Below are 12,822 nucleotides of genomic sequence, written 5' to 3' on the forward strand. Positions count from 1 at the left end.
GCTCGATCCGTTAGCGCGCGAAGCTGACGCCGCCGTCGACGGTCACCGCACCGCCCATCACATAGTCACCCGCCCGCGAGGCCAGGTAGATGGCCGCCCCGGCCATGTCCTCGGCTTCACCGATGCGGCCGGCGGGGATCATCTTGGCCACGGCGTCGGCGTGGTCGCGGGCGACCTTGTTCATGTCCGAGGCGAAGGCGCCCGGCGCGATGCAGCTGACGGCGATGTTCTCCGGCGCCAGACGCAGGGCCATCCGCTTGGTCATGTGCAGCAGGCCCGCCTTGGAGGCGCCATAGGGATAGGTCTCGTCCTTGGTCACCGACTGGCCGTCGATCGAAGCGACGTTGATCACCTTGGCCACCCGGTCCTTGGCCGCCGCGCGCAGCTCGCCGATCAGGGCCTGGGTCAGGAAGAACGGCGTCTTCATGTTCAGATCGACCGTCTTGTCCCAGCCGCTCTCCGGGAACGCGTCAAAGTCCGCGCCCCAGGCCGCGCCGGCGTTGTTGACCAGGATGTCGAGCTTGGGCTCGCGTTCCTTGATGCGGGCGGCCAAGCCCTGGATGCCTTCCATGGTCGAGACGTCGCCCGGCAGCGAGACGCACTCGCCGTACTGGCTCAGCTCCTCGGCGGCGGCGTCACAGGCGGCGGCCTTGCGGGCGGTGATGTAGACGCGCTTGGCGCCGTGGGTCAGGAAGCCCTTGACGATCATCGCGCCGATGCCGCGCGAGCCGCCCGTGACCAGGGCGACGCGGCCCTCGAGCGAAAAGAGATTCTGCATAGTCGTACCCTCTAGAAGCCGCCGGCGGCGGCCAGGGCGCCGAGGCGCCCGGTGATCTGGTGGAACTGGGCGACGGTCTCGTCGATGATGTCCTGGACGGGCTTGACCTCATTGATCAGGCCGACGGTCTGACCGGCCAGGGCCGGCGCGGCCTCCATGTCGCCGCCGAAATAGACGCCGAGGATGTTCTTCAGCACGTCCGGCGGCATGACGCCCGCGTCGTGGATTTCCTTGGTCAGGTCAGACTTGATCGCCCGGATGCAGGGGCTGGCCTTCTTGTTCAGAACCCAGGTGCCCGTCTCCTTGGCCCCTGTGATCGCGGCCTTGTAGTTGGCGTGCACAGGGCTCTCGGCCGAGCTGACGAAGCGAGTGCCCATCTGTACCGCCTCAGCGCCCAGGGCGAAGGCGGCGGCCATGCCGCGCCCGTCGCAGATGCCGCCGGCGGCGACCAGCGGCACGTCGACCTTCTCGCGGATGGCCTGCAGCAGGACCAGGGTCGAGACCTCCTCGGGGTTCTTGAACCCACCGCCCTCGGCGCCCTCGACCACGAGGCCATCGACACCCACCTCCACGCACTTCACCGCCGCGTCGACGGTCGGCACGGCGTGGTAGACGACGATGCCGGCGTCCTTCAGCGGGCCGATGAACTTGGCCGGACTGCCGGCCGAGGTGGTCACGAACTTGACCCCGCTGTCGCAGACGAACCGCAACATAGCGTCGTCGCGCAGGAACATGATCGGCAGGTTCACCCCGAACGGCAGGCCGCTCTGGGCCATCTTGGTGATCTCGGCCTTGCAATTCTCGGTTTCGCCGGACGAGGTCTCGATAATCCCGAGGCCTCCGGCGCGGGAGACGGCGCTGGCCAGTTGATAGCGGGCGATCCAGCCCATCGGGGCCTGGATGATCGGATATTTCGCCCCGGTATGGGCAAGCACGCGGTTGGTCATGATCGGCCTCAGGGAATGAGCAGCACGCGGCCGACGGCCTGGCGGCTTTCGATATAGGCGTGGGCGGCGGCGGCTTCGGACAGCGGGAAGGTGCGGTCGATGACGACCTCAAGCTCGCCGCGAGCGGCCTTCTCGATCAGGTCCTGGATCATGTCGTGGACGCGATCGGTCATGATCTCGGCGCCCAGGAACACGCCGGTGAGGCTGCGATTGCCGCCCATCAGGGAACCGACATCGACCTTCATCGGCTCGCGGCCGGCGTTGCCCACCAGCGAGACGCGGCCACGATAGCCCAAGGCCGCCAGGCTTCCGGGCAGCGTCGCGCCGCCGACGGGATCGACGACCAGATCGACGCCCTTGCCGCCGGTCAGCTTCATGACCTGCTCGACCAGATCATCGCGCTGATAGTTGATCCCGTGGTCCATACCGAACGGCTTCAGGCGCTCCAGGCGTTCGTCGCTGGACGCCGAGGCCAGAACCGTCGCGCCGGCCTGCTTGGCCAGCTGGATGGCGGCAAGGCCCACGGCGCCGGCGCCGGCCTGCACCAGAACCGTCTCGCCGGCCTTCAGGCGCCCGGCCCCAAACAGGCACTCGTGCGCCGTGCCGAAGGGCACCGGAATAGCGGCGGCCTTGTGCAGGTCAAAGCCCTCGGGGATCGGCCACGCGTTACGCGCCGGCGCCGAGCGCAGTTCGGCGTGCGAGCCGAAGGCGTTTACCGTGACGACCTTCTGGCCGACCTTCAGGTGCGAGACCTCGGCGCCGACCTCGACGATCTCGCCCGCCGCCTGATAGCCGACGATATGCGGGACGCCCGCCATCTGGCCGCCACCGCGATTGAGGGTGTCGCCACCCTCGATGCTGACCGCCTCAACGCGGATGACGACGCCTTGTGCGTGGCAAGCGGGATCCGCCACGTCCTCGTAGCGCAGCACATCCGGCGCGCCGGTTTCGTAATAGACAGCCGCCTTCATGGGGCGATCCTCCCTGAACGGTTTGCAGCGTTGGCCGCTATTTCTTCGGATCGATCAGCGCGTCGTAGACGAGCTTAGCGCTATCATCGTCGATGTCCTTGATCGCCGGATCGCCGCCCTTGTTCAGGATGTGAATCATGCCCAGGAAGAACAGATCGTTCTTCGGGTCGATCCAGAACCAGGTGCCGGCCGCGCCGCCCCAGCTGTAGGTTCCCTCGCCTTGCGGCCCGGCCTTGGCGCTGTCGAGCACGAGGGCGAAGTCGAGGCCGAAACCGCGCCCGCGCGCCGTGTTGAACGGCGGTTCGCTAGAATTCATGATCGTGTCGCTCAGCGCGTTGGTGCGCATCAGCGTCACGGTCTCGGGCTTCAGGATGCGGGCGCCGTCCAGTTCTCCGCCATTCAGCAGCATCTGGGCGAAGCGGGCGTAGTCGGCGTTGGTCGAGACCAGACCGCCGCCGCCCGAGGCCATGGCCGGCGGCTTGGTGATGTCGAGCACCATGTAGCCGTCCGCCGGGACCAGCTTGTTGACCTTCGGGCTCCACACATAGAGCGACGCCAAACGGTCGGCCTTCTCGGCGGGCAGCCAGAAGCCGGTGTCCTTCATCTTCAGCGGGTCGAAGATGCGGGCCTTCATGAAGTCGGCCAGCGACATGCCGGTCAGCTTCTCGACGATCAACCCCTGGATATCGACGGCGATGCTGTACTTCCAGCGCTTGCCGGGCTGGTCCACCAGGGGGATCTCGGCGATCGCCTTGACGAAGTCAGCCCGCGAGCGCGCGCCCAGCACCTTGTCGGCATAGGCCTTGTCGAGCGGGTTGTCGGGCGTGAGGCCATAGGCGAAGCCCGCCGAATGGCTCATCAGTTCGCGCATCGTCGGCGGGCGCTCAGCCGGGACCGTCTCGAACGACCCATCGGCCTTCACGCCCTTGTAGACCTGCAGGTTGGCGAACTCGGGGATGAACTTGCTGACCGGATCGTCCAGCGTCCACTTGCCCTCTTCGAAGAGGATCATCATCGCGACGCCGGTGACCGGTTTGGTCTGCGAATAGATACGGAAGACCGTGTCCTTGGTCATCGGCGGGCCATCGAAGCCCTTCTTGCCGTGAACCTCGAAGTTCACGACCTTGCCGTGGCGCACCAGCATGGTGGTCACGCCCGGCAGATGGCCCTTGTCGACGAGGCCCTGCATGTGGGCGTCGAGCTTCTTGAGGCCCTCCGGGGCGAACCCGACGCTCTCGGGCGCGGCGACGGCAATGGACGGACCGCTTGGATTGGCGACCGCCGTCAGCGGGCCGCTCGCCAGCACCGCCGCCAGTAAGCTCGCCTTGATCAAGTTACGAACCGCCAAACCACCCTCCCGAACACTTGTTTGAGGGTGACCTTAGAGCGCCCGACCGAGCGTTGAAACCCGCTTTTTCGACGGCGCGCCGCACCGGCCACGGCCACGCCGCAGGATTAAGGAAGTTTCACATAAAGCGGGTTGATCGAACGCCGTTCATGTATATTTTTTACTGCACGAGGGATTACGAAAGATTCAGGAACGCGTTATGGCCACACTCGACAACTTGGTCGCCATCTATCGGAACGTCCACCGGCTCTCCGCCGGCGCGGATCTGCCCACCGACGCCCGCGTGCAGATCAATCTGATGGCGCAGGGCATCGACGCCGCGCGCAACGGCATGGTGGGAGATCTGTGGACCTATGCCAGCGCGGTCAGCTGGATCCAGGACAGCGCCAAGGCGACCACGCAGGTGGCGGTCATGTCCTATGGCTTCCTGGCCGATCTGACGCTGAGCAACTTGGGAGCCGACTACCTCGTCTCGCCCAACGGCGGAAACCCGAACAATCTCAACAGCGCCTATTACGCCAACTTCAATCTGGAAAATCGCTTCATCAACTTCGCGGTCAACCTCGTGAAGCACGGCGAGGCCAAGCAGAACTTCATCGACGCCTATGGCGCGTTCGCAACCGCCTCCGACACCTTCCACAAGGCCTACGCCAAGCTCTTCGGTGTCGAAAAGTCGATCAAGGATGTGACCACCATCCTCGCCGAGCAGATCCCGAACGGCCGTGGCGGCGCATATACGCGCGGCGAGTACTTCGCCGAGATCGGCGGCGACGGCGCCAATGGCCTGGGCACGCGGGCGGCCATCGTCGGCTGGCTGATGGCCGAAGCGGTCAAGGGCGACCAGGGCCCCTATGTCGAGGCGATGCGCGCCTATCTCGCCGACCTGGGCCTGGACGGAAAAGCGGCGGCCATGCCGGTGTTCTATTCGGCCTATGGAAAGGGTGGCGACTTCGCGTCGGGCGGGCCGTCGGATCCCGGCTTGCCAGGCGAGTCCGCGCGCTTCGCTCACGACTGGAACGTCGATGCGATCAATCAGGAGCCCGCCGAGGACACCCACGTGCTGGCGACGGACGGCAACGACGTGATCCGGCCCATGGCCGGGGATCAAGGCGGGCTTGACGCCAACCGCCATATCCGTACCGCCGCCGGCAACGACCAAGTGGTGGTCGACCGTGGCGCCATGCGCGGCTTGATCGATACCGGAACCGGCAACGATACGATCATCCTCGACAAGCTGGACGGGCGGGTCGTCACCGGCGCCGGGTTCGACAGCATCAACATCGCCGGGTTCGCCCCGCTGCGCATGGCGGCCGGCAAGGTCACCAGCATTGCCACGATCGAGGACTTCGAGAAGGGCTTCGATCTTCTGGGCTTCACCGACGCCGTCGGACCTGGAGAGAAGAAGCAGCTGTTCTTCATCACGACCGCCACCTTCGACGATGCGCTGACCGCCTATGCCGGACTGACCGCAGCCAACAGCAATACGGTGTTCGAATGGGGCGCCGACACCTACATCTTCCACCAGAACGCCACCCCCGGGCTCGACGCAGGCGATGGCCTGATCAAGCTGACGGGCGTGGTCGGCCTGGCCGTCGGCAAGGCCAACGCTCCCGGCGATATCCTGTTCGCGGCCTAGAACTTCAGCCCTTCTAGATCGTGCGGGAACTCCCCTCGCCCTTGGCGGGGGGAGCTTTCTCTTAGAGCGCGTTAGGTTTAGGCGTGAGCGGCTAAACCGTTCGAACGCGCTCTAAGTCTATGAATTAGAACCTGTTTATCTGGTTTAGATGTTTCCATCTAAACCAGACAGGCTCTAGCGCGACACCGTCGGCTTGGCGGGCGACTTCGACGAGACCTGGACGGGCGGAACGGGCGGTCGCTCCAGCGCTTGGTAGACCAGGGTCCGCGATTGGGCGTCGAGACCTGGGCCAACGCCGCCGAGCCGCTGGATCATGCCGACGAAGAACAGGTTGTTGGCCGGGTCGATCCAGAACCAGGTGCCTGCGCTGCCACCCCAGCTGACGGTTCCAGGCCCGACCGGCGCGCCGGACGCGGCCGGGTCGACGGCCACCGCCATATCGATCCCGTAGCCCATGCCCGCCGCGAACGGAAAAGGCCTGGCCGACGGCGCCAGCACGCCCGCCGTGCCATTGGTCGTGACCACGAACCCTTCCGGCAGATGGTTCTGGGTCATCAGCGTCACCGTTTCCGGCTTGAGAACCCTCACACCGTCCAACTCGCCCTTGTTCAGGATCATCTGAGCGAAGCGGGAAAAGTCTCCCGCGGTCGAGACCAACCCGCCTCCGCCCAGGGGCGCGGCGGGCGGCTTGGTGACGTCACGCCAGGCGCCTTCGATGGCCGGGACCAGTTGCCCTGTGGCCGGATCTGCGTCGTAGAGCGCCGCCAGACGGACCATCTTCTCCTCGGGCACGTAGAAGGCGGTGTCCTTCATGCCCAGCGGCGTGAAGATGCGCTCCTGCATGAACACCGGCAGGCTCTGGCCCGACAGCTTCTCGACGATATAGCCCTGGATGTCCGCCGCGACGCTGTAGCGCCAAAGCCGGCCGGGCTCGGAGAACATCGGCAGACCCGAGACCTTCTGAACAAGGTCGGTCAGCGACGCCGACTGCAGCACCCCGGCGCGATAATAGGCCTGGTCGGCGAGGCTGCTCGGATCATCGGCCAGGCCATAGGCGAAGCCCGCCGTGTGGGTCATCAGCTCGCGCATGGTCGGCGACCTGGAGACCGGCGTCAGGATCGGCTGTCCGCTCTCGTCCACGCCGCTGGCGATCCGGAGGTTGGCGAACTCCGGGACGTGCTGACTGACTGGGTCGTCCAGACGCCACAGGCCCTGCTCATAGAGCATCATCATGGCGACGCCGGTGACGGGTTTGGTCTCCGAGCGGATGCGGAAGATCGCGTCCATCGGCATGGGGTCGCCGCCCAACTCCCGGCGACCGAAGGCGCGCGCGTGCACGACCCGCCCATGACGCGCCAGAACGGTCACGCCGCCCGCGATCTGCCCCCGATCGACCATGATCTGCATATGGTCGTCGAGACGCCTCAGGCGCTCGGCGTTGAACCCGGTTTCCTCTGGCTTGCCCTTCGGCAGCGCCAGCGCAGGCGTGGCCACGACGGCCGCGCAGCCGAAGGCGCCGGCCAACAGGCTCAACGCGCGGCGACGCAACCGCCCCGAGCTCATTTGGGCCGGAACCGCTTGTTGGTGGCGAAGCCCTTGGGGACCAGCTTGCCAGCGCCGGCGCGGCGGCCCACCCATTCCTTCCACTCGGACCAGTCACGGCGACGGCCGGCGGTGTCGATCCAGTAGGCGCCCGTTTCGGCGTTGAACGACAAACCGTCGCGCAGGCCGCCCTCGCGATAGGCCTGCAGCTTGACGCCTTTGCCGCGCGGCATTTCGGGCAGCTCTTCCAGCGGGAAGATCAGGATCTTGCCGTTGTCGCCGATCACCGCCAGTTGGTCGCCGACGGCCTCCAGGCAGAAGGCCGCGCCTTCATTGCCGACATTCAGGACCTGCTTGCCGGCCTTGCGGTTGGCCAGGGCTTCTTCCTCGGGCATCAGGAAGCCATAGCCGCCCTTCGAGGCCAGAATGCGTTTGCGGCCGGCCTTGAACGGGAAGACGTCGATGATCTTCACCTTGTCGTCCAGCTCGATCATCATCCGCACCGGCTCGCCATGACCGCGCGCGCTGGGCAGCTTGTCACAGCCCAGCGTGAAGAAGCGTCCGTCGCTGGAGAAGATCAGCAGCTTGTCGGTGGTCTCGGCCGGGACCAGGAAGCCCAGCTTGTCGCCTTCCTTGAACTTCAGCTCGGACGGGTCGTCGATCTTGCCCTTGGCGGCGCGGATCCAGCCGCGCTCGGACAGGATGATCGTGATCGGCTCGCGCACGATCATCGCCTCGATCGCGGCGTCGGCGTCGACCTGCGGGGCTTCGCCGAACACAGAACGACCGGTCACGCCGGTGGGCCGCGGCTTGTCCAGCGGATGCTTGATCTTGAGCAGCGCCGCGCGGACCTCGGAGAGGCCCACGCCGACCAGCTTCCACTGCTTGGCCTCGCTGGCCAGCATGGCCAGGATGCCGTCGCGCTCTTCCACCAGTTCGGCGTGTTCGCGACGGATCTCCATCTCCTCCAGCTTGGCCAGCTGGCGCAGGCGGGTGTTGAGGATGGCGTCGGCCTGGATGTCCGAGAGCTTGAAAGCCTCGATCAGCTTTTCCTTCGGCTTGTCCTCGTAGCGGACGATCCGAATGACCTCGTCGAGGTTCAGATAGGCGATCAGCAGGCCGTCCAGGATGTGCAGACGAGCTTCGATCTTGGCCAGGCGGTGGCGGGCCCGGCGGGTCAGCACCTCGCGACGGTGGGCCAGGAACGCCATCAGCGCCTGCTTGATGCCCATGACGCCCGGCGTGCCCCGCGCGTCCAGCACGTTGATATTGACCGGGAACCGGCTCTCCAGCGCCGAGAGCTTGAACAGGCTCTCCATCAGCACTTCGGGCTCGACGTTCTTGGACTTGGGCTCCAGGACCAGACGGATGTCCTCGGCGCTTTCGTCGCGCACGTCGCCCAGCAGGGCGGCCTTCTTGCTGTCGATCAGGTCGGCCAGTTGCTCGACCAGATCCGACTTCTTCACCTGGTACGGAATCTCGGTGACGACGATCTGGTAGGTGCCGCGACCGGTGTCTTCCTTTTCCCACTTGGCGCGCATCCGCACGCCGCCGCGTCCGGTCTCGTAGGTTTCCAGCAAGGAGGCGCGGGACTCGACGATCACACCGCCGGTCGGGAAGTCCGGCCCTGGGACCTTCTCCATCAGGTCTTCGGTGGTCGCGTCGGGATTGGCCAGCAACAGCTGGCAGGCGTCGATCAGCTCGGCGGCGTTGTGCGGCGGGATCGAGGTGGCCATGCCGACCGCGATGCCCGACGAGCCATTGGCCAACAGGTTCGGGAAGCCCGAGGGCAGCACGACCGGCTCTTCGTCCTGGCCGTCATAGGTCGGGCGGAAGTCGACCGCGTCCTCATCGATGCCGTCCAGCAGAAGCGTCGCCGCCTCGGTCATCTTGCATTCGGTGTAACGCATGGCCGCGGCGTTATCGCCGTCGATATTGCCGAAGTTCCCCTGCCCCTCGACCAGCGGGATGCGCTGCGCAAAGTCCTGGGCCAGACGCACCAAGGCGTCATAGATCGACTGGTCGCCGTGCGGGTGGAAATTACCCATCACCTCGCCGACGACCTTGGCGCACTTGCGCGCCGCGGCGTCGGGGTTCAGCCGCATGTTGCTCATCGCGTACAGAACGCGACGGTGCACCGGCTTGAGGCCGTCGCGCACGTCGGGCAGCGCCCGCGAGCCGATCGTCGACAGCGCATAGGCCAGATAGCGCCGCGACAGCGCCTCGGTCAGCGGCTCGTCGAGAATGCGGTCGCCGTCGTCGGGACCGCCGGGGGGAGGAAGGACAGGCTTGTTCATCGAGGGGATTCGTTACTCCGGGGAAGGAGCCTAGCAGAAATCCCCTCGATGATTCGAGCGATCAGGACCGCTTAGGCCTGAACGATCCCCGTCTTTCCGGCCTCAAGGGCCCATTTGGCGCGGGTCGACAGCTTGCCGTCCCGGCGGGTGATCGCGTCCAGCACCTTGAACTCCGTGACGAACGCCTTGGGCGTGACGTCGCAGACCGCATAGCCGCGCTGGGCGTTGTTGAACTTGAGGATCGGGTTGGCGGCCTGGATCCTGGCCATGTCGGCGCGCTGGTCGGTCCCGTCGCCGCCGGAACTGATCGAGGTGACGACAAACTCCGAGGCGATCGGAGCCCCTTCGGCCTTGGCGCCGTCGAGATAGAGATCCCCGGCATAGTTCTGGTGCTCGTCGCCGGTGAGCACCACGACATTGCCGACCTTGCGGTCGCGGATGGTCTGCAGCAGGCGGTTGCGTGGCATGCGATAGCCCGCCCACGAGTCCGGATTGACCGCCTTGCCCTCGCCCGGCTCGCGGTCGAGGTCCATCATCATGATCTGCTGGGCCAGCACGTTCCAGGTCGTCTTGGATTCAATCAGCCCGTTGGTCAGCCACTTCTCCTGAACCTGGCCGATGACCTCGGCGCGCGAGGCCTCGACCGCGTCGCAGTAGCCGAACCGGTCGCCGCAGGGCTGATCGGTACGATACTGGCGCGTATCCAGCAGGTTCAGGTTCAGCAGTTGGCCGTAGGTCGCCCGGCGATACAGCTGAAGCGAGGTTCCGGTCGGGAAGCTCGACGCCCGCAGCGGCATGTTTTCGTAATAGGCCTGCACAGCCATCTGGCGCCGCAGGTTGAACATCTTGGGATCGACGCCGTCCTGATCCAGGTCGGCGACCCAGTTGTTGTCGATCTCGTGGTCGTCCCAGACCGTGAACCACGGCGCGGCCGCGTGGGCGGCCTGCAGGTCGGTGTCCATCTTGTACTGGGCGTAGCGGCGACGATAGTCGTCGAGGCTGTAGATCTCGCCGCCGAAGTGCTGGCGCGGATTCTCAACCGGGCCGTTGGCGCTGTTCCAGACGCGGTTGCCGCGGCCCTCATAGATATAGTCGCCGTAACAGAAGACGAAGTCGGGGTTTTCCTCCGCCAGGCGACGGTAGGCCGTATAGTAGCCTTGCTCGTAGTTCTGGCAGCCCGCCACGGCGAAACGGACCCGCTCCAACGTCGCGCCCTGCGCCGGCGCCGTGCGCGCCCGGCCCAGCAGGCTCCGTTCCCGTCCGGCAGTGAAGCGATACCAGTAGTCGCGGTTCGGCTGCAGGCCCGCGACCTCGACGTGCACAGCGTGGCCCAGTTCCGGCGGTGCGATCGCCGTGCCCTTGGCCACGATGTTGCGCATGTTGGGCGCGTCACCGACTTCCCATTCGACCGCGACCGGCGCCGACGGCATGCCGTAGCCGATTTCGAGCGGCTCCGGCGCCAGACGCGTCCAGATCACAAAGCCGTCCGCCGACGGATCACCAGACGCCACGCCCAGCTGGAACGGATAGGTCTTGAAGACCGCCTGGGCCAAGGCCTTGCCGCTCTCCAGCGGGATCGCCATGGCGGAAACGGCGGCGCCGCCAAACACCGCCAGCATGCGACGGCGGCTGAGGGCGTAGCGATCAAGGACGGACATGGCGATACTCCAATGGACTGAGAATTCGCGATAGCGCTGCTGTGTGACGGTTCTTAAAGCCTATCGGCCTCGGCCAGGCGGTCCAGCAGCCAAAGCCTGGCCGGCGGCAGCGGCCTGTTCAGGGGACCGAAGACGAACTGCTCCAGAAAATGGCCGGTGATGTCCAGACCCGCCTTCACGTCGCCTTCCGCCAATCCGCCTTGCGACGACAGCATGAACGGCGGCAGGGGCAACAGCTTGTCGTGATAGGGCTTACCTGCCTCGCGGCTGACGGCGCGGCCGGTGCGCGGGCTGACATAGACGAGATCGTCGAACGCGCCGGTCGCCGCGCACTTCGACAGGTCCAGGCCAAAGCCCAGCTCCTGCAACAGCCCCGCCTCGTAGCGGACATAGACGGCCGGCCAGATCTCAGGGATTTCCAGCACGCGGATCAGCGCTTCAAGAGCGTGGAAGGCGCCGGGGTGGGCTTCGCGCTCAGGTAAAGCCGCCGCAGCGATCGCCGCCGCCGATGAGAGGCCGGCCAGAGCCAGAGGATCGTCAAACAGGCTTGAAGGCCCCTCGCCCATCGGCTCCAGACTGGCCGAGCCCAACTGCCCCTCGACCCGGGCCCGGTAGCGGGCGATGACCCGCGCGCCAGGCTGCAGGAAGGGCTTCATCCGCCGCGACACCGCGCCGGCCACGTGAGCGGCGACCTTGCCGCGCGCCTCGGTCAGCAGCTCGACAATGGCCCCCGTCTCGCCGTGCGAGCGGGCCGAGAGGACATAGGCTTCGTCCTCCCACTCTAGGCTCAAGCGGGGGTTCCCCAGGCCACGACCTTTTCCAGCACCGGACGCCAGTCGGCCTCCACCGGCAGGCCGATCACCTCGCGCAGGGTCGCCTCCAGCTCATCGACGGAGAGGTCGCGCTGCTCGACCACGGCGCCGGTGACGTCGCGATGGGTGAAGCGGTTGTTCTTCAGGGCGTAGCGCGCGGTCGGCGTCGTGCGCCCCACCGTCATGCTCCAGGTGAAGTGCGAGCTGGGGTGGGTGTAGGTGTAGAAATTGGCCTGCTCGTAGTCGACCTCGGCCCAGGCGCCTTGCGACACCTGATAGAGCGGCGCCCAGCGGCCCGACAGATCGGCCTGGACCTGGCGTTCGGCGACGCCGTTCGTCTGCGTATCGACGATGCGGAACTTGCCGTGCGGGCTGTCCTGGACCTCATCCGAGAACAGGCGCAGTGGCGTGGTCAGCACGCAGCCGCCAAAGCCCGCGTCGGCCAGCCAGGTCTCGCCGTCAATCACAATGCCCAGCACCTGGTGCGAGCGCGGACGTGGCGGCGCGCCTTCCGGCGCCATCCACAGCACACGGGCCATCAGGCCTTCGACCTGGAAGCCCAGCGCCTGCAGCACGCGCTTCAACAGCCCGTTCTGCTCGTAGCAATAGCCGCCCCGCCCGGCGCCGATCAGCTTGGCGTCGACATCGCCGGGGACAATGCTGATCCCGCGCCCCAGCAGCACGTCGAGGTTCTCGAACGGGATGGCGTCCGGGTGGCGAAAGGCGACGGCCCGCAGCGTATCCAGGGTCGGCTCGCGCGGGCCGTCATAGCCGATACGCCGGAAATAGGCGTCCAGGTCCACGGCCGGCGCCGCCCCTCTCCCCATTGGCGC

General features: G+C 66.4%; 10 protein-coding genes. 1 reads left to right on the plus strand and 9 read right to left on the minus strand.

From position 1 onward, the window contains the following. Positions 1 to 10: 10 nt before the first annotated feature. From CA606_RS11245 to CA606_RS11260, 4 genes are read right to left on the minus strand one after another with little or no spacing between them, the layout of a single operon-like run. Positions 11 to 778, minus strand: a complete 768-nt coding sequence (locus tag CA606_RS11245; RefSeq protein WP_096051060.1) for an SDR family oxidoreductase — start codon at positions 776 to 778, stop codon at positions 11 to 13. Between the two features lie 11 nt (positions 779 to 789). Beyond that, the gene (locus CA606_RS11250; RefSeq protein WP_096051059.1) at positions 790 to 1,725 is read right to left on the minus strand and encodes an NAD(P)H-dependent flavin oxidoreductase; all 936 of its coding nucleotides are present in this window, start codon (positions 1,723 to 1,725) and stop codon (positions 790 to 792) included. An 8-nt stretch (positions 1,726 to 1,733) separates the two neighbouring features. Beyond that, entirely contained in the window at positions 1,734 to 2,696 is a 963-nt protein-coding gene (locus CA606_RS11255; RefSeq protein WP_096051058.1) for a quinone oxidoreductase family protein, read from the minus strand. 37 nt (positions 2,697 to 2,733) lie between these two features. Further along, a complete protein-coding gene (locus tag CA606_RS11260; RefSeq protein WP_096051057.1) occupies positions 2,734 to 4,044 on the minus strand; it encodes a serine hydrolase domain-containing protein in 1,311 nt (436 codons plus the stop codon). Between the two features lie 199 nt (positions 4,045 to 4,243). Here CA606_RS11260 and CA606_RS11265 point away from each other — a divergent pair, with 199 nt between their 5' ends. After that, a complete protein-coding gene (locus tag CA606_RS11265) occupies positions 4,244 to 5,680 on the plus strand; it encodes a hypothetical protein (RefSeq protein WP_096051056.1) in 1,437 nt (478 codons plus the stop codon). Between the two features lie 174 nt (positions 5,681 to 5,854). On the opposite strand, the gene CA606_RS11270 is transcribed toward CA606_RS11265, so the two are convergent. The 5 genes from CA606_RS11270 to CA606_RS11290 form a co-directional block, all read right to left on the minus strand. Then, positions 5,855 to 7,243 carry a serine hydrolase domain-containing protein gene (locus CA606_RS11270; RefSeq protein WP_096051055.1) on the minus strand — a complete coding sequence of 463 codons (1,389 nt, stop codon included), beginning with the start codon at positions 7,241 to 7,243 and terminating at the stop codon, positions 5,855 to 5,857. Then, complete coding sequence (gene parC / locus CA606_RS11275) at positions 7,240 to 9,519, minus strand: DNA topoisomerase IV subunit A (protein WP_096051054.1); 2,280 nt, start codon at positions 9,517 to 9,519, stop codon at positions 7,240 to 7,242. The genes CA606_RS11270 and parC overlap by 4 nt, the downstream gene beginning before the upstream one ends. Positions 9,520 to 9,590: 71 nt before the next feature. Continuing rightward, complete coding sequence (locus CA606_RS11280) at positions 9,591 to 11,177, minus strand: alkaline phosphatase D family protein (RefSeq protein WP_096051053.1); 1,587 nt, start codon at positions 11,175 to 11,177, stop codon at positions 9,591 to 9,593. Between the two features lie 53 nt (positions 11,178 to 11,230). Further along, positions 11,231 to 11,968, minus strand: a complete 738-nt coding sequence (recO, locus tag CA606_RS11285) for a DNA repair protein RecO (RefSeq protein ID WP_181242555.1) — start codon at positions 11,966 to 11,968, stop codon at positions 11,231 to 11,233. Beyond that, complete coding sequence (locus CA606_RS11290) at positions 11,965 to 12,816, minus strand: arylamine N-acetyltransferase family protein (RefSeq protein ID WP_423752933.1); 852 nt, start codon at positions 12,814 to 12,816, stop codon at positions 11,965 to 11,967. Before CA606_RS11290 ends, recO begins: the two co-directional genes overlap by 4 nt. Positions 12,817 to 12,822: the final 6 nt, after the last annotated feature.

Origin of the sequence: Caulobacter vibrioides (genome assembly GCF_002310375.3) — a bacterium.
Classification (GTDB): Bacteria; Pseudomonadota; Alphaproteobacteria; order Caulobacterales; family Caulobacteraceae; genus Caulobacter; species Caulobacter vibrioides_D.